The sequence below is a fragment of the Allobosea sp. P2_B12 genome (assembly GCF_056404835.1).
Map to the genome: position 1 here is coordinate 163,738 of NZ_JBFUDG010000004.1, position 19,417 is coordinate 183,154.

At 67.2% G+C, this 19,417-nt stretch carries 22 protein-coding genes; 11 read left to right on the top strand and 11 right to left on the bottom strand.

What is annotated here, in order from left to right; translation table 11 throughout:
* Positions 1–60: 60 nt before the first annotated feature.
* Positions 61–795: an AprI/Inh family metalloprotease inhibitor gene (locus AC1DYU_RS12470; protein WP_476791903.1), complete on the top strand. Its 735-nt coding sequence runs from the start codon at positions 61–63 to the stop codon at positions 793–795.
* A gap of 187 nt (positions 796–982) precedes the next feature.
* Here AC1DYU_RS12470 and AC1DYU_RS12475 read toward each other — a convergent pair whose 3' ends face one another.
* The 3 genes from AC1DYU_RS12475 to AC1DYU_RS12485 form a co-directional block, all read right to left on the bottom strand.
* Complete coding sequence (locus AC1DYU_RS12475) at positions 983–1,597, bottom strand: GNAT family N-acetyltransferase (RefSeq protein ID WP_158483491.1); 615 nt, start codon at positions 1,595–1,597, stop codon at positions 983–985.
* Positions 1,598–1,771: 174 nt separating this feature from the next.
* On the bottom strand, positions 1,772–2,380 hold the full coding sequence (locus AC1DYU_RS12480) for a glutathione S-transferase (protein WP_476791904.1): 609 nt from the start codon (positions 2,378–2,380) through the stop codon (positions 1,772–1,774).
* Positions 2,381–2,457: 77 nt separating this feature from the next.
* Entirely contained in the window at positions 2,458–3,438 is a 981-nt protein-coding gene (locus AC1DYU_RS12485) for a LysR family transcriptional regulator (protein WP_476791905.1), read from the bottom strand.
* Positions 3,439–3,551: 113 nt separating this feature from the next.
* Between AC1DYU_RS12485 and AC1DYU_RS12490 the strand changes: the two genes are divergently transcribed.
* The gene (locus tag AC1DYU_RS12490; RefSeq protein WP_158483494.1) at positions 3,552–4,157 is read left to right on the top strand and encodes an NAD(P)H-dependent oxidoreductase; all 606 of its coding nucleotides are present in this window, start codon (positions 3,552–3,554) and stop codon (positions 4,155–4,157) included.
* Between the two features lie 218 nt (positions 4,158–4,375).
* Here AC1DYU_RS12490 and AC1DYU_RS12495 read toward each other — a convergent pair whose 3' ends face one another.
* Both AC1DYU_RS12495 and AC1DYU_RS12500 read right to left on the bottom strand, forming a co-directional pair.
* Positions 4,376–4,618: a DUF2312 domain-containing protein gene (locus tag AC1DYU_RS12495; RefSeq protein WP_476791906.1), complete on the bottom strand. Its 243-nt coding sequence runs from the start codon at positions 4,616–4,618 to the stop codon at positions 4,376–4,378.
* A 99-nt stretch (positions 4,619–4,717) separates the two neighbouring features.
* Entirely contained in the window at positions 4,718–5,503 is a 786-nt protein-coding gene (locus tag AC1DYU_RS12500) for an N-formylglutamate amidohydrolase (RefSeq protein ID WP_476791907.1), read from the bottom strand.
* 161 nt (positions 5,504–5,664) lie between these two features.
* On the opposite strand from AC1DYU_RS12500, the gene AC1DYU_RS12505 reads away from it, so the two are divergent.
* From AC1DYU_RS12505 to pyk, 3 genes are read left to right on the top strand one after another with little or no spacing between them, the layout of a single operon-like run.
* Positions 5,665–6,945, top strand: coding sequence for a glycerate kinase type-2 family protein (locus tag AC1DYU_RS12505; RefSeq protein ID WP_476792101.1), 1,281 nt, complete (start codon positions 5,665–5,667; stop codon positions 6,943–6,945).
* Positions 6,946–6,974: 29 nt separating this feature from the next.
* Positions 6,975–7,430, top strand: coding sequence for a DUF1036 domain-containing protein (locus AC1DYU_RS12510; protein WP_158483496.1), 456 nt, complete (start codon positions 6,975–6,977; stop codon positions 7,428–7,430).
* Between the two features lie 12 nt (positions 7,431–7,442).
* Positions 7,443–8,882, top strand: coding sequence for a pyruvate kinase (gene pyk / locus AC1DYU_RS12515; protein WP_476791908.1), 1,440 nt, complete (start codon positions 7,443–7,445; stop codon positions 8,880–8,882).
* Between the two features lie 15 nt (positions 8,883–8,897).
* Here pyk and AC1DYU_RS12520 read toward each other — a convergent pair whose 3' ends face one another.
* The 3 genes from AC1DYU_RS12520 to ykgO all read right to left on the bottom strand — a co-directional run bounded on the left by AC1DYU_RS12520 (position 8,898) and on the right by ykgO (position 10,980).
* Positions 8,898–9,863: an alpha/beta fold hydrolase gene (locus tag AC1DYU_RS12520; RefSeq protein WP_476791909.1), complete on the bottom strand. Its 966-nt coding sequence runs from the start codon at positions 9,861–9,863 to the stop codon at positions 8,898–8,900.
* Positions 9,864–10,064: 201 nt separating this feature from the next.
* Positions 10,065–10,715: a tetratricopeptide repeat protein gene (locus AC1DYU_RS12525; protein ID WP_476791910.1), complete on the bottom strand. Its 651-nt coding sequence runs from the start codon at positions 10,713–10,715 to the stop codon at positions 10,065–10,067.
* 139 nt (positions 10,716–10,854) lie between these two features.
* Positions 10,855–10,980 (bottom strand): type B 50S ribosomal protein L36, encoded by a 126-nt coding sequence (ykgO, locus tag AC1DYU_RS12530; protein ID WP_038363015.1) that lies wholly within the window; start codon positions 10,978–10,980, stop codon positions 10,855–10,857.
* A gap of 301 nt (positions 10,981–11,281) precedes the next feature.
* On the opposite strand from ykgO, the gene AC1DYU_RS12535 reads away from it, so the two are divergent.
* Complete coding sequence (locus tag AC1DYU_RS12535) at positions 11,282–11,491, top strand: hypothetical protein (protein WP_476791911.1); 210 nt, start codon at positions 11,282–11,284, stop codon at positions 11,489–11,491.
* Positions 11,492–11,510: 19 nt separating this feature from the next.
* Here the strand turns inward: AC1DYU_RS12535 and obgE are convergent, their stop codons facing one another.
* Together obgE and AC1DYU_RS12545 are read right to left on the bottom strand one after the other, a co-directional pair.
* Positions 11,511–12,554: a GTPase ObgE gene (gene obgE, locus AC1DYU_RS12540; protein ID WP_158483501.1), complete on the bottom strand. Its 1,044-nt coding sequence runs from the start codon at positions 12,552–12,554 to the stop codon at positions 11,511–11,513.
* A 43-nt stretch (positions 12,555–12,597) separates the two neighbouring features.
* Entirely contained in the window at positions 12,598–13,464 is an 867-nt protein-coding gene (locus tag AC1DYU_RS12545; protein ID WP_476791912.1) for a LysR family transcriptional regulator, read from the bottom strand.
* Between the two features lie 119 nt (positions 13,465–13,583).
* Between AC1DYU_RS12545 and AC1DYU_RS12550 the strand changes: the two genes are divergently transcribed.
* Positions 13,584–14,492, top strand: a complete 909-nt coding sequence (locus tag AC1DYU_RS12550) for a DMT family transporter (RefSeq protein ID WP_476791913.1) — start codon at positions 13,584–13,586, stop codon at positions 14,490–14,492.
* A gap of 20 nt (positions 14,493–14,512) precedes the next feature.
* On the opposite strand, the gene AC1DYU_RS12555 is transcribed toward AC1DYU_RS12550, so the two are convergent.
* Positions 14,513–15,067 carry a dihydrofolate reductase family protein gene (locus AC1DYU_RS12555; RefSeq protein ID WP_476791914.1) on the bottom strand — a complete coding sequence of 185 codons (555 nt, stop codon included), beginning with the start codon at positions 15,065–15,067 and terminating at the stop codon, positions 14,513–14,515.
* Positions 15,068–15,171: 104 nt separating this feature from the next.
* Between AC1DYU_RS12555 and AC1DYU_RS12560 the strand changes: the two genes are divergently transcribed.
* The 4 genes from AC1DYU_RS12560 to AC1DYU_RS12575 all read left to right on the top strand — a co-directional run bounded on the left by AC1DYU_RS12560 (position 15,172) and on the right by AC1DYU_RS12575 (position 19,298).
* Complete coding sequence (locus tag AC1DYU_RS12560) at positions 15,172–15,678, top strand: winged helix-turn-helix transcriptional regulator (protein WP_476791915.1); 507 nt, start codon at positions 15,172–15,174, stop codon at positions 15,676–15,678.
* Between the two features lie 616 nt (positions 15,679–16,294).
* A complete protein-coding gene (locus AC1DYU_RS12565) occupies positions 16,295–17,215 on the top strand; it encodes a hypothetical protein (protein ID WP_476791916.1) in 921 nt (306 codons plus the stop codon).
* 209 nt (positions 17,216–17,424) lie between these two features.
* Positions 17,425–18,618, top strand: coding sequence for a hypothetical protein (locus AC1DYU_RS12570; protein WP_476791917.1), 1,194 nt, complete (start codon positions 17,425–17,427; stop codon positions 18,616–18,618).
* Positions 18,615–19,298: a hypothetical protein gene (locus AC1DYU_RS12575; protein ID WP_476791918.1), complete on the top strand. Its 684-nt coding sequence runs from the start codon at positions 18,615–18,617 to the stop codon at positions 19,296–19,298. Before AC1DYU_RS12570 ends, AC1DYU_RS12575 begins: the two co-directional genes overlap by 4 nt.
* Positions 19,299–19,417: the final 119 nt, after the last annotated feature.

The window sequence follows — 19,417 nt, forward strand, 5'->3', positions numbered from 1 at the left end:
TTGAACCCTCATTCGGCCGATTCCGGCCCGCACCGCATGATCGATCGGAACCGACCCCACATGACCAAGACGACCGCGATCACGACCACCGCGACCCTGGCCATGACCCTGAAGGCCGCCGGCCTGCTCTCGCTCCTGACGTTGACGGCCTGCGCCGGCTCGCAGCGCTTCGTCGGCGGGGCCGCACCGACGCAGGCCTATGGCCAGCCGACACTGCAACCGGCGCCGCCGATCAGCTCCGCGCCGGTGACCTCCGAGCCCTTGCCGCCACCGGGCGGCTATCCCCAGTCGGGGGGCTATCCCCAACAGGGCGGCTATCCGGTCGCCTCGGCCCAGCCCGGCGGGCTGCCGCCGCCACAAGACCCCTATTACAACCCCGCCGCCCCGGGCATGCCGCAGCAGACGCCCGCCCCCGTAACGCCACAGGCCACCGACGTCCCGACACTGCGCGGCGGTGGCGGCCCCGTTGCCACGCTCGGCGCGGGATCCAATGCGGCACGTCCTGCCGTCACCTCCCGCGACGGTGTCATCGGCAACTGGACCGCCAAGGAGGCGACTGGCAGCTCCTGCCGCGTCCAGCTGTCGAGCGCGCCGGCGCTCGATCTCTACCGCGCCAATGCCGCCGGCTGCGCCAATCGCGACCTGCAGAAGGTCACCGCCTGGGATTACCGCGACGGTGAAGTCTATCTCTACCAGCAGGGTGGGACCGTGGTGGCGCGGCTGCGCACCAGCGGCGGCGGTTCGATGGACGGCGCCGTGACGAAATCCGGCGCCGCGCTCTCGCTCAACCGGTAGAGCGTTTCCGCATTTTAGATCGGAAACTCAGCGTCATCCTGGACAAGCCACGAAGCGGCGCAGCTCCGGGATCCATCGTAAGACTCGACTGCACTCTATGATGGATCCCGGCCTTCGCTGCGCGAAGCCCAGGATGACGGCGCCATTTTCGGCAGGAACAGCGTATTCCAAAGGTCGCTGGTCTCGCTCACGCCCCCAGCGACCGCCCGAAGAACGCTGGCCGCCAGAAGCGGCGCTGCAGCGAAAGCGCCATCGACGCGAAGCTCCTCGCCGTGTCGAAGGCCTCGTCGAGGACGGTGAAGGGCGTCGGGCCGCCGGTCGCGATCACGCCCTCGACATCGGCATAGCCGCCGGCGAGATCGGCCTCGAACTTGCGCGCCAGCCGCCGCATCGCGGCATTCTCGGGCAGGCAGGTCATGTAGAGCGTGCGGATGCCGCGATTGCGCGCCGCTGTGATCAGGCGGCCGAACAGCGTTCCGCCGATGCCGCGCCGACGCCAGTCCCGCTCGACGCTGAAGGCCGCTTCGCCGGTCTGCGCGACGATGTCCTCGAGCCCGCGCAGTTCGGCGGCGCCGCGCACCGCGCCGTCCTCGATATAGGCATAGACCAGCCCGCCGACGCCGAAAGTGGTGACGGCATAGTTTTCGAGGAAATCGTCATTGACGGCCGTACCGAAGCGCTCGCGACGGGTGACAGCGTCGAGTCTCAGCAGATGCGCCTTGAAAAGATCGCGCTCCGCAGGCCAGAGCCGGCGCACTTCGCCTTGGCCGGTCGTTGTGCCGGCCTTTTTTGAACGAGCCAATTGTCATCTCCTGTTGACCGCGCAAATGCGCGCTACCGACCAGGAGGCGAATCTTCCCTAACTCGACCGCAAAATGGCGTCTCCGCGCTGGATTGCAAGATGCGCAGCCTTCGCAAGTGCAGCATTTTTGTGCGCCGCGAATAATCTCTCGGCTTTGGGGTGTGTTTAGGCCACCTATTCCCGGTCGATCGGCCAGGCCTTGAACACCTCGAGCGCTTCGCAGGCCTTGGCCTGGGCCGCCAGCGCCGGCCAGCGCTCCTCCGGGACGAAATCGGGAATGACGAAGCGGCAGAAGCCCCAGGCGATGGCGGCCGCGATATCGCAGGGGAGAAGCTCCGGCCCCGCCGTCAGCTCGCCGCGCGCAGCCGCCGCATCGAGCAAATCGAGCGCGACATGGAGCTGGCTGACAATGCGCTCCTGCCAGGGCTGATAGCGCTGGGCTTCCGGTCGCTTGCGCTCGTATTCGATCGAGACCGCCTTGTCGGCGGCGACGATGCCGATGCCGGTCAGCGCCAGGTCGCGCGTGCGGGCGCTGCCCTCGACCGGACGCAGCGAACGCCCGGCGACATCCTCGAAATGCTGGATGATCAGAAGGGACTCGGTGATCACCGTGCCGTCGTCCGCCACCAGGCTCGGCGCCTTGATCAGCGGGTTGATCGCGCGGAATTCGTCCATGTGGCGGAAGACCGAGACCGAGCGGTGCTCGAAGTCGAGCCCGAGCAGCGTGCCCGTCACCGCGGCGCGGCGGACATAAGGGCTATCCAGCATTCCCACGAGCAGCATCGGTCACCTCCATTGCGATCGGAAGACAGTGCCGGCAACCGCGCGCAAAGCCACGCCAAATCGCGTGATGCCAGGGATCACGCCGGCTGATGGGCCTCGATTTCGGTCTCGAATCCCGGCACGAAGCCCAGCGCCAGGCCATGCTCGCGCGCCGCCATCTGGCAGGGATCCCAGTAGGGCGTGCCGCCGAAGCGCTCGACCAGCAGGTCGATCAGGACCCTGACCTTGCCCGGCACATAGGCTCCCGGCGGCCTGACCACGTAAAGCGCATGCTCCTGCATCGGGAACTCCCACAGAACAGGCACGAGCGAGCCGTCCCGGATCGAATCGCTGGCGATGAAGGTCGGCAGTTGCACGATGCCGAGCCCCGCCTTCGCCCAGGCCAGCAACGTGTCGCCGCTGTCGGAGCGCAGCCGCCCCGCCGGCCTGACCGCCACCCGGCGCTTGCCGACCCTGAAGTTCCAGTCTGGCGTATTGGTGCCGGTGTAGAGCAGGCATTCATGCCCGGCGAGGTCGGGCGGGCTCTCCGGCCGCCCCTTTTCCGCCAGATAGGCCGGACTCGCCAGGACGACGCCATGGATCGGCGCGATCCGGCGCGCGACAAGGCTTGAATCCTTCAGCGTGCCGATCCGGATCGCCGCGTCAAAACGCTCGCCAATCAGGTCGACATAACGGTCGCTGGCCTCGACATCGATCTCCAGCCGGGGATGAAGCCTGGCGAGCTCGCCCAGAATCGGTGCGACATGGCGGTTGCCGAAGGTCAGCGGCATCGACAGACGCAGGCGGCCCGAGACACCCGAGGCCTGCGCCACCGATTCACGAGCCGCGACGAGATCGGCCAGGATGCGCTCGCCGCGCGCCTTGAATTCGAGGCCGGCTTCGGTGGCAGCGACCCCGCGCGTGGTCCGGCTCAGGAGCCTTGTGCCGAGATCGGCTTCCAGCCGCGAGATCCGGCGGCTGACGATGGATTTCGCCAGCCCGAGATGATGGGCCGCGCGCCCGAAACCGCCGGTTTCGGCCACGGCGATGAAGCTGCGGATGTCGTCGAGCTCGGACATCGCGTTCCCCTTGAAGCAACAGTCTGGTGCTCCTTATAGGCGTTTCGTTGCGATCCATGAACCCTTAACTTGCCGGTCATCGAACCCGTCCCCGGTTTCAGGATCAACCAGACATGTCCACCCTTCTCGTCCTCAACAGCAGCGCCTCGGGCGCGGCCTCCGTCTCGAAGCAGCTCATCGAGGAGACGGTCACCCGCCTGCGCGGCCAGAACCCGGCGCTCAAGATCGTCGAGCGCGATCTCGGCACCAGTCCGGTTCCGCATCTGACGGTCGATTCCGCTGCCGCCATCCGCGGCGCCGAACCCGCCAACGAAGCCCAGAAGCAGGCGAAGGCGCTCTCGGACGCGCTGGTCGAGGAGCTCAAGGCGGCCGACGTCCTCGTCATCGGCGCGCCGATGTACAATTTCGGCATCCCCTCGACGCTGAAGTCCTGGTTCGACCATGTGCTGCGCGCCGGCGTGACCTTCAAATACGGCGAAGCGGGTCCGGAAGGCCTGCTCAAGGGCAAGCGCGCGATCGTCGTCGAAAGCCGCGGCGGTCTTTACAGCTCGGGCCCGGCCCAGCCGCTGGATTCGCAGGAGCCGCATCTGCGCAACCTGCTCGGCTTCATCGGCATCAGCGACGTCACCTTCGTGCGCGCCGAAAAGCTCGGCTACGGCCCGGAGGCGCGCCAGCAGGCGATCAACGACGCCCAGGCCGAGCTCGCCAAGGTCGCCTGATATCCCAGTCTTCACGGCCAACGAAAAACGCCCGCCCGGAAAACCGGAGCGGGCGTTTTGATATCGAAACCAACAACCTCCGCGTCATTCCGGACAAGCCGCGCAGCGGCGCCGATCCGGAATCCATCGTAAAGCGCGTCGCCCTTCGATGGATTCCGGGTCTGCGCTTCGCTTGCCCGGAATGACGGCGCGGGGAATGTTGGTCGGAAGAGAAGGCCTCAGGCGCTCTCGCCGACGGCCTGCAGATAGAGGTCCAGGATCGCCTCCTCCTCGGCGCGCTCATTGGCGTCGCGCTTGCGGATGGCGATGACCTTGCGCAGCACCTTGACGTCGTAGCCGTTGCCCTTGGCCTCGGCATAGACCTCCTTGATGTCGTCGGAGATGGTCTTCTTCTCTTCCTCGAGACGCTCGATGCGCTCCACGATGCTCTTGAGCTGGTCGCCCTGAACCGGTTCGTCCATCTGATGTCCTTCTCGATGGGGAGATTTGGCCGGGAGGGTTCGCACCGCGCGGCCCCCACCGTCAAGCCGCAACCGGCGATCTCTCAACAGCCGCGTCGCCTAGGGCGCGCCCAGCACCGATACGCAAGGCGCAACGATGCGCGCCAGCCGCACGCCCCAGTCGCGCGCGGTCGCATCGCTGGCCATCAAATCCTGCCGCACCTCGATCAGCGCATCGGGCAACCCGCGCCGCGTCGCATGCCGGTCGATCGTGTCTCCCGGAAGGCCGCCATGATAGGGCTCGTTGTCGCCGACGACGAGGTCGCCCTCCTGCTGCAGAGCGGCGATCAGAGGCCGTGCCAGCCGGCCCTCATAGTCCCAGAGCACGCCGACATGCCAAGGCCGGGCGACGCCCTTCCAGAACGGCGTGAACGAGTGCAGCGCGATGATCGCCGGCGGATGACCGGCCACCAGCGCGGCCTCGATGGCGAGGTCGATCGCGACGTCATAGGGCTTGTAGTAGCGCGCCACGCGCTCGGCGATCCCCGTGGCGTCGATATGGCGGTTGCCCGGCACGATCGCCCCGTCCGACAGGCGCATCACCAGGGTCGGGTCGTCCAGCCCGCGATTGGGGTCGATCAGCAGCCGCGAGAAATTCGACAGCACGGCCGGTGCACCCAGCGCCCGCGCCATGGCGCGCGTCATCTCGGCGGCGCCGATGTCATAGGCGATGTGGCGTTCGAGCTGAGCCGGCGGCAGGCCGAGCGAATCGAGTTCGGGCGGGATCGCGTTCGAGGCGTGGTCGCAGAGCAGCAGCATCCCGGTCGCGGGATCGCCGGAGACGACCTCGACCTCGCCGGGTGCAAGCGCGGCGGCCGGCATGGGCACCGCAGTATCGCTCATCATGCAGCGCCTCTAGAAGTACGATGATATCGACAAAAGCCTGATGACGTTCGCCGCACCGCGACCTAAAAGAATCGGCAACGAAAGTCGATCCGATCGACTTAAAGCTAGCAGACGGGCGGAACGGGGCGGCCTTGCAGCGATCCAGCGATCTGACCGAGCGGATGCGTGCGCAGGCCCGCGTGATCTTCGACGCGGCTGTGGCGCGCGCCCACCCCGCCGGCTGCCTGCCCGCCCATTTGCCGCCACCACCGCCGACCGGCCGCCTGATCCTGCTCGCCGCCGGCAAGGCCGCCGGCAGCATGACCGCGCTGGCCGAGGCGCATTACCTCGATGCAGGTTTCCCGCCCGAGCGCCTCGTCGGCCACGCCGTCGCGCGGCACGGCTATGAGACGAAGACCCGCCATATCCCGATGGTCGCGGCCGGCCATCCTGTGCCCGACCAGGGCAGCATCGACAGCGCCACCCGCGCGCTCGAGCTTGCAGCCTCCGCCACCGCCGAGGATTTCGTGCTGGTGCTGCTGTCGGGCGGCGGCTCGGCCAATTGGGTGGCGCCGGCGGGCACGCTCGCGCTCGCCGAGAAGCAGGCCGTCAACAAGGCGCTGCTGCGCTCGGGCGCGCCGATCGGCGAAATGAACATCGTCCGCAAGCGGCTGTCGCGCATCAAGGGCGGCAGGCTTGCGCTCGCCGCCGCGCGCGCCCGGCTGCTGACGCTGGCGATCTCCGACGTGCCCAATGACGAGCCGACCGCGATCGCCTCGGGCCCGACCGTCGCCGATCCCTCGACCATGGAGCAGGCGCGCGCTATCGTCGCACGCTTCGGCCTCGATCTACCTGCCGCCGCGAAGACCCTGCTCGACGACGACGCCAGCGAGACGCCCAAGCCCGGCCACGACGCCTTCGCCCGGACCGATTTCCGCATCATCGCCCGCCCCGCCGATGCCATCGCCGCCGCCCATGCCGCGGCCGTAGAGGCCGGCTACGAGGTCTATGATCTCGGCCCCGATCTCGAGGGCGAGGCCCGCGACGTCGCCGCGCGTCATGCCGAACTCGCATTGTCGCTGAAGCGTCAGGGCAAGCGCGCCGCGATCCTCTCCGGCGGGGAATTCACCGTGACATTGCGCGGCAAGGGCCGTGGCGGGCCTAACCAGGAATATGCGCTGGCGCTGGCCATCGCGCTCGCGGCCGAGCCCGGCATCGTCGCGCTCTCGGGCGATACCGACGGCACCGATGGCGGCGGCGGCGAGGCGACCGACCCCGCCGGCGCGATCATCGACGAGACGACGCTGGCCCGCGCCGGCGAACTACGCCTTGATCCTGCCCGATCCCTCGCGGACAACGATTCGACCGGCTTCTTCGAGCCGCTGGGCGACCTGCTGCGGACGGGTCCAACCCTGACCAACGTCAACGACTGCCGCGTCATTCTGATCGAGCCCCAAACCTGACCAAATCCAATTCTGATCGAATCCGAGAGATGAGCCGAAACCGAAGCGCGATCCTTCGCCTGGCCCTGCTGGCGGCCGGCCTGCTCGGCGCAAGCCTGCTCGGCACAAGCCCGGCCTTTGCCGATCTGCGCATGTGCAACACCTCGGGCAGCCGCGTCGGCGTGTCCATCGGTTATCGCGACGCCCAGGGCTGGACCACCGAGGGCTGGTGGAACATCGGCCCGCGCGCCTGCGAGACGCTGCTCCGCGGCACACTGGCGGCGCGATTCTACTATGTCCACGCCGTCGATTACGACCGGGGCGGCGAGTGGACCGGCAAATCCGTGATGTGTACCCGGAACAAGGAATTCACGATTCGCGGGATCGAGGACTGCCTGGCCCGCGGCTATGACCGCGCCGGCTTCTTCGAGGTCGATACCGGCGAACAGAAGAGCTGGACGATCCAGCTCACCGACACCACCGGCAGCGCCCCGGCGCGGCCCTGAGGGGACATCGACATGAAGCGTGAGCGCCGCATCAAGATCATCGCCACGCTGGGGCCGGCCTCGGCCACGCCCGAGATGTGCGCGAAGCTGTTTGCGGCCGGCGTCGATGTCTTCCGCATCAATATGAGCCACACCCAGCGCGAGACGCTACCCGAGAAGATCGCGATGCTGCGGGCGCTGGAGACGCAGTTCCGCCGCCCTGTCGGCATCCTCGCCGATCTGCAGGGGCCGAAGCTGCGCGTCGGCGCCTTTGGCGGCGATGGCGGGGTGACGCTGGAGAACGGCGCCCGTTTCACCTTCGATTCCGATCCCGCGCCGGGCACGCAGAAGCGCGTCCACCTGCCCCATCCCGAGATCCTGACCGCGCTGGAACCGGGCCATGTCGTCATCCTCGACGACGGCAAATTGAGGCTCGTCGTCGAGAAGGCGAGCCCGACGCAGGCCGTGACGCGCATCGTCGTCGGCGGCCGGCTGTCCTCGCGCAAGGGCGTCAGCCTGCCCGACACCACGATCGCCGTCTCGGCGATGACCGAGAAGGACCGCTCAGACGCCGAGGCCGCGGCCGAGGCCGGTGTCGACTGGATCGCGCTCTCCTTCGTGCAGCGCCCCGAGGACATGGCCGATCTCCGCAAGATCGTGCAGGGCCGGGCGCTGGCCATGGCCAAGATCGAGAAGCCGCAGGCGCTACTGCGCCTGGAGGAGATCATCGACGCCTCGGATTCGATCATGGTGGCGCGGGGCGATCTCGGCGTCGAGATGCCGCTGGAGAAGGTGCCCGGCACCCAGAAGCGCATCACCCGGATGTGCCGCCGCAAGGGCAAGCCGGTCATCGTCGCGACGCAGATGCTGGAGAGCATGATCACCAGCCCGGTGCCGACCCGGGCCGAGGTCTCGGACGTCGCTACCGCCGTCTTCGAGGGGGCGGACGCGGTGATGCTCTCGGCCGAAAGCGCCGCCGGCCAATTCCCGATCGAGGCGGTGGCGATGATGAACCGCATCGCCGAGGAGGTCGAAAGCGAGTCGGTCTACCGCTCGATCCTGGAGGCGCAGCGCGCCGAGCCCGAGGCGACGGGCGCCGATGCCATCGCCAAGGCCGCCCACGAGGTCGCCGACGCGCTGAACCTCAAGGTCATCGCCGCCTGGACCTCGTCGGGCTCGACGGCCTTCCGGCTCGCCCGCGAACGGCCGAACTCCACCGTCATCGCGCTCACGCCCAACGCCGCCACGGCGCGCCGCCTCACCCTCGTCTGGGGCGTGCATGCGGTGGTGACGAAGGACGCCAGCGACATCGACGACATGGCTTCGCGCGCCTGCAAATTCGCCGTGCGCGAGAACTTCGCGAAGCTCGGCGACCGCATCATCGTGGTCGCCGGCGTGCCCTTCGGGACGCCGGGCGCCACCAACATGGTCCGCATCGCCTTCATCGCCAAGGAGCATGTCGAGAAGGCGTGAGGTTCAGCCGGCCGCTCAATTCTGCGCCAGCCCCGACCTCGGCCCGACGATCTGGTCGATCGCCTCGACCACGATCTCCGGCGCGGCATGGTGCGGCATGTGGCCGACGCCCGGCAGCAGCACGAAACGGCCCTGCGGCGCCTGCCTTGCGATCGTAGCCGAATGGATGACGGGCGAAACGATCGCGTCGCTGTCGCCCGTGATCGCCACCACCGGCATCTTCAGATCGCGATAGCGCGGCACCTGGGCGCTGACGAAGTCGAAGGTCGCTGCGATGTCCTGCGAATTGGCCCGGAAGCTCGCCGGCCGCAGCAGCAGCGCGATCTCGCCGGTCTCCAGATAGCCCGGCGTCACCGGGCGCGGCGCGAAGACGCTGTCCGCCCCCGCTGCCAGCAACAGGCGCGCGGCGGGAATGCCGACCAGCCGGGCAAAGACCGGCCCGATCACCGGCCAGGCGGTCAGGTGGTGATACCAGGCGATGCCGCCGGGCCAGGGATGCGTCACGGCGCCGAGCAGAACGAGCCCGCGCAGGCGCTCCGGTCGGTCGAGCGCGATCCGGGTCGAGGCGGCCCCAGCCAGCGAATGCGCCAGCAGCACGAAGCGCTCGGGCACGATCGCGTCGAGACCCTCCATCAGGACAGCGGCCTGCCGGACCGGATCGGCCATGGCGTCACCTGCAATCCGGTCGCTCCAGCCATGCCCCGGACGGTCGATTGCGACGACACGGTAGTGGCCGAGATCAGGGCCCAGCGTCGCCAGCAGGTCGGCATGATCCGAGGACGCGCCATGGATGAGCACGACGGTGCCGCGCGCTTCGCGAGCCGGCAGGCTCTCGCGGTAATGCAGCCGCCCGCCCGCGACGGCGACGAAGCTGCCCCTGGGCGGATAGTCCCGCGCGGCCTGCGTGCCGAGCCATTCGGACCAGAACATGATCCCGGCCACGGCCAGGATGAACATGACGACAAGGGAGCGGATCAGCATGCTCCGCATACGCAGGCGTCGCCGTTTCGGATCTGTGAAGATGTCAGGGACCGTGTTGGACATTGAGCCCTCATCCTGAGGAGCTGCGCAGCAGCGTCTCGAAGGATGCTCCAGATGTCTCCGGAGCCTCGGCGAGCATCCTTCGAGACGCGATCCCTGCGGACTCGCTCCTCAGGATGAGGGCTGCGAGGGGCAATTCGCTCAGGCGTCGCGGCCGTCGACTTCGATCTTCAGCGATTCGACGGCGCTCTTGATCGCCTCGAGCTGCGGATAGACCTCAAGCGCCCGGCGATAGGCGACCATGGCGCGCTTGTCGTCGCCCTGCTGGCGCAGAATGGTGCCGAGCCCCATCATCGCGCCGTAATGCCTGGGCTCGCGCTTCAGCGCCTCGCCGATGTCGAGCATCGAGCGGATCGGATCGCCGGCGATGAAGAGGGCGTTGGCGCGCTGGTTCCAGCCCTCGGCCCAGTCTGGCTCCAGGCTGATGACGCGGTCGAGCAGTTCGATCGCCAGTTCGAACTGCTTGGCCTTCATCGCCGTCTGGGCGCGGGTCATCAGCAGATCGGCGGTGGGCGAATTGGAACGCGACCAGCGGCGCTGGATCAGATTGGCGATACCCTTGGCCTCTTCGGGCGTCTTGGCCGCGGCCAGCCGCTCGAACAGCTTCTCCAGCGTCGCGGCCGGCGTGCGTGCCGGGGCAGCGGGAGCCGCCGTGGGATTGTCGTCCTTGTCGGTGGGCGCAACCGCGCCGGGACGCTGCGGCGCGGCATCCTGTGCCTGCACGGAAGCGAAGGGGGTGACAGCCGCCAGCGCCAGCAGGAGGGCGGCGGAGAGCGTGCGTGCGATCATCATGCCCACGAGTTTAGCCGCGCTTGGCGGCAGGTCAATTCACGGAGCAGCGACCGCCAACGCAAAAAAGCGGGCGCACCCGAGGGGGCCCCGCTCTGTCCTTGTCCCCAGCGAGGAAGGCGGCCCGCAGGCCGCCGCAACCTCAGCCCTGGCGCGCCTTGAAGCGCTTCTGGACCTTGTTGATGATGTAGACGCGGCCCTTGCGGCGCACGAGCTGGTTGTCGCGGTGACGGGCGCGCAGCGACTTCAGCGAATTGCGGATCTTCATGGTCTCAACTCCACCGACCCGCGCCACGAGGGCGAACCGGTCAAAAAACGAAAGCCCTGCCAAACACGAAGCCAGCGACGCGAGCCGGAAACCGGCCCTCATCGACCACGCGAATGATGCGGCTGATGCGATGCCGGCTGTATACGGATTTTTCCTGAGATCGCAAGAGCGCAAGACGCTCAAGGCCGAGGAAAAGCGGGATTGCTCTCCAAAGCAGCGGTCATCGGGCCGATCGGGCCCCGGAACTTAAGCTCCCCGCCGCGCGTTTCCCTGTCTCACGAACGCTGGGGATTTCAACACCATGAAGATATCGACCTTGGGCCTGCTGGCCGCCTGCACGATCGCGCTCGGCGCCTGCGGCAACACCACGGAACAGCGCATCGGCGGTGCCGCAGCCGGCGCCGGAACCGGGGCTATCGTGGCCGGCCCGGTTGGCGCGGTCGTCGGCGGTGCCGCCGGCGCGATCGCAGCGCCGAGCGTCGTCCGCTCGACGCGACGCGCGACGCGCTGACCAATGCTCCGGTTGGCGGTTACGGCCGCCAGCCGGTCTCCTCGGCGGGCGCGTTCTGGCGCGCCTCGTCCTTGCGGGCGTCCTCGACATAAGTGAACAGCGCCCGCAGCGCCGATTCCACGCCCTCGCCGGAGGCCGATGACAGCACGATCGGCATGCGCTTGCAGGCCCGCTTCAGCCGCGCGACCTGCTCCTTGAGCAGCTCCGGCGACAGCGCGTCGACCTTCGATAGCGCCACGATCTCGGGCTTCTCGTCGAGGCCCTCGCCATAGAGGCTGAGTTCCTTGCGCACGGTCTTGTAGGCCTTGCCGGCATGCTCGCTGGTGCCCTCGACGAGGTGCAGCAGCACGCGGCAACGCTCGACATGCCCCAGGAACCGGTCGCCGAGGCCGTGCCCCTCATGGGCGCCCTCGATCAGGCCGGGAATATCCGCCAGCACCATCTCGCGCGCATCGACGCGCACGACGCCGAGCCCCGGATGCAGGGTCGTGAAGGGATAATCGGCGATCTTTGGCTTGGCCGCCGTGACGGTCGCCAGGAAGGTCGACTTGCCGGCATTGGGCAAACCGATCAGCCCGGCATCGGCGATCAGCTTCAGCCGCAGCCAGACCCAGCGTTCCTCGCCGATCAGTCCGGGATTGGCATGGCGCGGCGCCTGGTTGGTCGCCGTCTTGAAATAGGCATTGCCGAAGCCGCCATTGCCGCCCTTGCACAAAACGAAGCGCTGGCCGGCCTGCGTCAGGTCGGCGACCAGCGTCTCGCCATCCTCGTCGAAGATCTGCGTGCCCGGCGGCACCTTCAGAACCTTGGTCTCGCCATTGGCGCCGTGCCGGTCGGCACCCATGCCGTGCCCGCCGATCTTGGCCTTGAAATGCTGCTGGAAGCGGAAGTCGATCAGCGTGTTGAGGCCCTGCACGCATTCGATGATGACATCGCCGCCGCGTCCGCCGTCGCCGCCATTGGGCCCGCCGAACTCGATGAACTTTTCACGGCGGAAGGAGACGCAGCCGGCGCCGCCATCGCCCGCCTTCACATAGATCTTGGCCTGGTCGAGGAATTTCATGAGCTCTCAGTAGTGATCGCGGGGCGAAAGGGCAATGAGCGCGTCATGCCGCCAGCGTCGGCGCTGCCATTTCCTCGCGCAGCGCATCGGCGAAGCGGCGTGCCGCCAGACCCGGCTGCGGCCCCATGATCAGCCCGACGGAGAGCTCGAACAGCGCCGGCAGGCCTTCCGCGAGGCCGAGCCGCCGCGCCGTCGCCGGCACCGCGCTCTCGGTCACCGCCGTGACGCAGAACCCCGCCTCGACCGCCGAGAGCATGCCGGAGGTGTGCGAGCAGGAAAAAACCAGCCGATAATCCTTCTCCGCATCGGCGAGGCAGGCGAGCAGGCGCGGCCGCACCCGGCAGCCTTCCGAGAACAGCGCCAGCGGCAGCGTCTCCTGCAGTTCCGGCCGGTGTCCGCGCGCCGCGATCCAGACCACAGGCTCGCGCCGGATCACCTCGCCGACGGGGCGCCTGGGATCCTGCGTCACCACGGCGAGATCGAACTCGCCGGCCGCCACGGCCGGCTCGATCCGCTTCGACAAATCGCAATGCAGTTCCAGTTCGACCCTGGGATGCTCGGCCGCGAAGCGCGCGATCAGCGGCCGCAGGAAGGCATCGACATAATCGTCGGGAATGCCGATCCTTAAGCGCCCCGAGGCGCTGCTGCCGCCGAGATCGTCGAGCGCCTCGCGCTGGATCGCCAGCAGCCGCCGCGCATGCGCGATCAGCCGCTCGCCGGCATGGGTCGGCACCACGCCCCGGCGCGAGCGCTCCAGCAGCCTGTGGCCGAGCTGGTTTTCGAGATCCTGGATCCGCACCGAAATTGCCGATTGCGTCCGCCCGAGCCGTGCGCTCGCCGCCGTGAAGCCGCCGCTCTCGACCACCGCCACCAGCATGTCGAGCGCCGCCAGATCGAAATGCCCGGACATGGCACAGCCTCCATCGATCGTTTTTAAGAATGATTAAATCAGAATAATCCGTTTTTCCGATGGAAGGAAGTGGGGTAAACCGGGCCAACAATAATCAGAATCTCTCGAAAGCCGTCACCATGTCCGCCCCCGCCGCCGTCATGCCAGCCCCGACCGCCCCCGCGCTCGCGATGTTCCTCGCTTTGCTCGCGGGCGCGACCTGCATTGGCTTTTCCGGCGTGTTCGTGCGCTTCGCCGATGTCGGCCCGGCCGCGGCCGGCTTCTGGCGCATGGCCTTCGCGCTGCCGGTGCTCGGCCTCTGGATGGGGCTGGAACAGCGCCGTCGGGGGCGCCCGGCCGCCAGCGCCGGCGCCCTGTTGCCGATCGCGCTGGCCGGCCTCGCCTTCGGCGTCGATGTCGTCCTCTACAACGCCTCGCTCGGCTTCACGACCATCGCCAACGCCTCGCTGCTCGGCAATCTCTCGCCGGTGGCGGTCGTGCTTGGCGGCTGGCTGCTCTTCGCCGAGCGGCCGAGCCGGCGCATCCTCGGCGCTCTGGCGCTGGCGCTGGGCGGCGCGATGATGCTGGTACTGCCGAAATTCGCCGGCACGGCGGCTCCCGCCCCGGGCGGCCTGTTCGGAGACAGCCTCGCGATCGGCGCCGCCATCTCTTATGCCGCCTACATCATGGCTGTGCGCCGCGCCCGCGACCGCGCCGAGGCTAGCCGCATCAGCCTGATCTCCAGCGCGATCTGCGCCGTCTTCTGCCTCGTCACGGCACTGGCGCTGGGCGAGACGATCATCCCCGCCAGCCTGCAGGGCTGGCTCGCGGTGATCGCGCTCGGCCTTGTCTCGCATGCCATGGGGCAGGGCCTGATCACGCTCGCGCTCGGCCATTACGGCGCCAGCGCTGCGTCGCTGGTCATGGTCTGGCCGGCAATGGTCGCCGTGCTCTCCGCCTGGGCGCTCTTTGGCGAGCAGCCCTCCCCCGTCCAGGCCTTCGGCGGCATCGCGATCCTCGCCGCCGTGTTGATGGTGCGCAAAGGCTGACGCCTCACGCCGCTGAAGCTTCACGCGGCCACGGCGTAGTTCAGGATCACGGCGCCGTTGCTCAGCGGGCGTGACTGCGTCAGCGAGAGCTTGCGCGCAGGCGAACCCGGCTTGAACAGGGGCGTACCCGCCCCGAGCAGGACCGGCGCGACGCAGAGCATGATCTCGCCGACCAGGCCGTCGCGCAGCAGCGAATCGGTCAACTCGGCGCTGCCGAAGACATAGATGTCCTTGCCGGCCTCAGTCTTGCGCCGCGCGATCTCGCCCGCGATGTCGGCCGTGACCTGCGTGTTGTTCCAGTCCGATGCCGTCAGGCTGCGCGAGGCGACGAGCTTCGGCAGGGCGTTCATGAAGACCTTGGTCTCGCCCTCCTCTTCCGCCGACGTCCAGTACGCCTTCATCCCCTCATAGGTGACGCGGCCGAAGACGAGCAGCCCCGCCTTCTCCCCGAATGCCTTGCTGAGCTCGGAGAGCTCGTCGCACCAGGCATCGCCATGGAAGGCGAGATCCCACTTCGTCGGCCCTTCGAACAGCCCGTCCAGCGTGACGAGATTCCAGACGATCACCTTGGCCATCTTATCCTCCCTCGGGACATCCACCATAAAACCGATTGCGATTTGCAAGCAGTTGCTGCTTAGCCAAACCGATTGTATATTGCAAGCGGTTTTTGGAGAGCCTCATGCGCGAGACCCGCCGTTCCGGCTGCCCGATCAATCTGACGCTGGAAATCCTCGGCGATCGCTGGAGCCTGATCGTGCTGCGCGACATCATGTTCGGCAACAGGCGGCATTTCCGCGAATTGCTGCTGAAATCGGATGAGGGCATCGCCAGCAACATCCTTGCCGACCGGCTGAAGCGCCTCGTCGAGAGAGGCCTGCTGACCCGCAGCGACGACGCCAGCCACAAGCAGAAGGGCATCTACAGCCTGACCGAGATGGGCATCGCGCTCGTCCCGGTCTTCGCGGCGATGGGCAGTTGGGGCCGCCGCTTTCTCCCGGTCACCGAGGAAATGGAAATCCGCGCCGAGCTTCTGGAACAGGGTGGCCCGCCGCTTTGGGAGGGCTTCATGCAGGAGTTGCGCGCCTTGCATCTCGGCGCGCCCGCGCCGGAGGTGTCCGTGCTGGCCGGGCTGACGGCGGCCTATCGCGAAGCCGTGGCGCGGCGAGAGGCGGCCACCGCCGCGTAACTGCGTTGGCTCTCCCTGTCATGGTCGCCCTTGTGGCGACCATCCACGTCTTCGCTGGTCGAGGGTCGTGCTCAAGACGTGGATGCTCGGGACAAGCCCGAGCATGACGAACAGCACCCCATCTCGGACGCGACTTATCCCCGCTCCGCCCACCCATGCCTATTGTCCCCACGTTCCACCCGACCAAGGGGGCTGTCGCGAGGCATCGTGCGGCCGGGCGGAATGGCGGTGTTCATGGGCAGGGCCGTTGCGGGCCTCGACCATGGAGGGGCCGCTCGTCGCCGGGGCCTTCAGCAATCCCGGTCATGACCGACCTTAATGGGCGACGAGCGGAACCGGAAGAGAACCGCGCGCGGAGCCGGACGGTGGTCAAGCCGCCGCATCGACACCTCGACATCGACACTCGACATCGGCACGCGGTCAGGCCCGCGCCGCCATCCGGCTCCGCGCACCCCTTTTCGGGCTGCAGGCCATGCAAAACCCCGCGGCGCGAGCCGGCCGGGGATTTGCGTGCGGCCATGGCACAGCGATGATGCGGGAACCTCATTCGCCTTCGCGGGATTGCGATATGCGGCGCCAGACTTCATCCTTGGCGCCTCAACCGGCCGAGGTGAGCATGCTGCGCGGATGTCTTCTGGCTTCGATCCTGCTGGTGGCGCCGGTGGCGCAAGCCGCCGGCCCCTATGGCGAGATCGTCGTCGGCAACTGGAAGGGCGGCGCCTTCACCAACGATGCGACCGGCGCCTTCTCGCATTGCGCCGTGAATGCCGGCTATCGCAACGGCACGCGCATGTTCACCTCGATCACCGCCGATCTGAAATGGCTGGTCGGCTTCGCCCACCCCAACTGGAAGCTCAAGCCGGGCAGCAAGCTGAACCTACAGCTCGTCTTCGATCGCAGCGCGAGGATCGACGTCACGGCGGACGTCAAGACGCCGACCCTCCTGGCGATTCCGATGCCGGGCGATTCGGAGCTGATCAACGCCTTCCGCCAAGGTCGCTTTCTCGAACTGGTCGCCAACGATCAGCGCCTGAGCTTCGCCCTGACCTCGACCGGCGAGATGCTGCCCGCCCTCGTCGCATGCGCGAAGCAGAGTGCCAGCATCCGCGGGCCGGTCAATCCGGCCGCGGGCCAGAACGCCGCCCAGCCGTCCGAGGCCGACACGCAGGCCAAGGCCGAGAAGAAGGCGGTGCTGGAGAAGACCCGCGACCTGATCCGCACGCGCATGCTGACCTGCATCGGCCGCGAGGGCGGCCCGATGCTGGCGACCGACGAGAAGGCCGAGGTCGTGGCCAAGGCCGCGATGATCTTCTGCAAGGCCGATGTCGATGCGCTCGCCCAGGCGATCATCGAGATCCACGAACTCGACGGCACGAGGCCCGTCGACCGCGACGCCGTGCGCCGCATCGCCACCCAGAGCGTCCAGGACGTCGTCGTCGCCCAGATCGTCAAATCGCGCGGCGAAATGCTCAACCGCCGCAACCAGCAGCCCTCGACGCCATCAGGCGGAACCCCGACGATCTCACCGTCGCTCTGAGGTCGGCCTTCAAGGAACCGCGCGGTCATCCCGGACAAGCCGCCCTCGGGTCCGGCCTTTGGCCGGCCCAAGGACAGGCTCCGCGGCGCCGATCCGGGATCCATGCCGGAACGCTGGTTCTGAGAAGTTGCGGAATGGATCCCGGATCCGACTTATCCCCCGCGTCTGAACAGACCCGAGAATAGGACGCTCCAAACCGGGAGCGCTCCATGTCCGCCAGATCCGATCGTCATCTCTCCGAAGCCGCCGGAGACGGCGAGATCATCCGCCTGCGCCGCAGCCTGATCCGCCTTCAGGACGAAGCGCGATTGCTGCGCCGCGATATCTTGAGGCGCAAGTACAACCCCTCGCAGCCCCGCGTGCCGGCCGGCGGCGCCGGTGGTGGGCAATGGACCAGCGGCGCGGGCGGCGGTGGTGGCAGTGGCAGTGGCAGTGGCGGCGCCATGCCGGGTTTCGGCGATGGCGGTAGCCTTGCGGATTTCGCGTCCGAAGACGGCTTCGTCATCGACGAGACCGGCGACGAGGCTTGGGCCTTCTTTGAGGAAAGCACGGATAGCGACGGCGAGGTCTTGGAGCGGGCCATCGTCAACCGCGACGGCAGCACGATCCATTCCGAATACGCCGCCTCGCGCGAGCCAGGATTCGACGAGCGTCATACCGTCACGACGCCCGAGGGCGAGAAGATCACTTTCGAGACGACGGACAAGACTCAGACAGTTCGGGAAGGGGGACCCGATGGCGAAATCGTCGGCCGGTCGGTGTGGAGCGCGGACGGGCCGACGTTTGAGCCGACGATTCAGCCCGCATTTGCACCGTTAGCCGTCGCTCCCGCGCTCATTGTCGGCGGCGCGATCCTGTTCAACTGGCAATCGCCCTTCAACGGCAGTGATGGCCAGCAGGCCGTGATGGGGTTTAACGCGCAGGAATTCCGGCCGAGTGCGCCGGGCGCGCTGAATCTCGGTTTCAGCGGCAGGGTCGCTGAGGAGGAAGCCGTCACTGCCTGCAAGTATCTGCCTGAGATGCAGGTCCGTCTGGACGATGTGGTAGCCCGAGCGGGGGCGGTGCGCGATTATCCATCAGCGGCCACATATGGCAGCTATGTGCACAAGCAGCTGAAAGATCAGATCGATCAGGCGCGATATCCTGATCTTTATGCCGAGCGATCCTTTTTGAAGGAACTCAATGAGCTTCAGCAAGAGCGTGTCCGATACGGAGCAGCGCGTTCGATCCGGATTGATGCCATTGAATATCGTCCGGATGGCACAGTATGCATATACGACTTCAAGACGGGATCGGCCGGCGTAGGCCCTTCGCGGGCCTATGTCCTAGCCCGTGCCGGTTACTTCAGTACACTAACGCGGTCGAGAGCCATCGTGATCGAAGTCAGGCCGGGCAGACGATGACAACCAAAAGGCAGATCAGGACGCTGCTCAAGCCGTTGCTGGCTCGTCATCCTGAACTGATCGCGGTCGATTCAAGATTCAACGGCGTGGACGTGGTGCTTGCTCCGGTCCGTCATATCGTCAGGGGTTTCAGCATCCAGAGTTCGGGCTTTGCCGACAGCCCCCAACAGAAATGGTTTCTGGGCTATACGTGCCGGGCACGTGCTCCGCTGATCACCTTGGGAGACGGTCGGTTCACGGCCGAAAGGCCCGAGGAAGCACGCTGGTCCCACCCCCGACGGCAGGATGCCTTTATCGAGATCGTCGAGAACGACGTGCTGCCGTTGCTGACGCGCATCAATACGATTGAGAATTACATCCTGTTCGAACCCAATCTGTCGGCCAAGTGGACGGGCATCCTGACCGATCCGATGACGCGCGTTCACGTTTATGCTGCACTCGGCTGTTTCGACATGGTCGCAGAGGCCGCCCTTCTGCTGAGCACGGCAGGCTACCGCAGTACACCGTTTTGGAGCGAGCAAACCTATTTGGAGGTGATGGAGCAGCTCTTGCCCCTGACGGAGGCCAACGATCGGACAGGCGTCGCCGCGCTCCTGCACGACTGGGAGCGCCAGTTCGTCGAAGCGCACGGACTTCGAGCCGTCTACGAGAAAACGCCGTTCTCGTTTGAAAAGGAGTGAGCTGACTTATCACTCCGCCGCCAGAGGCCGAACAATCTTGCCTCCGTCCGCCCGTCGCTCTAGAATCTCAGCCATGATGTTCACGTCCACATTCTTCCCGCTGATCTGAACGGCTCGAC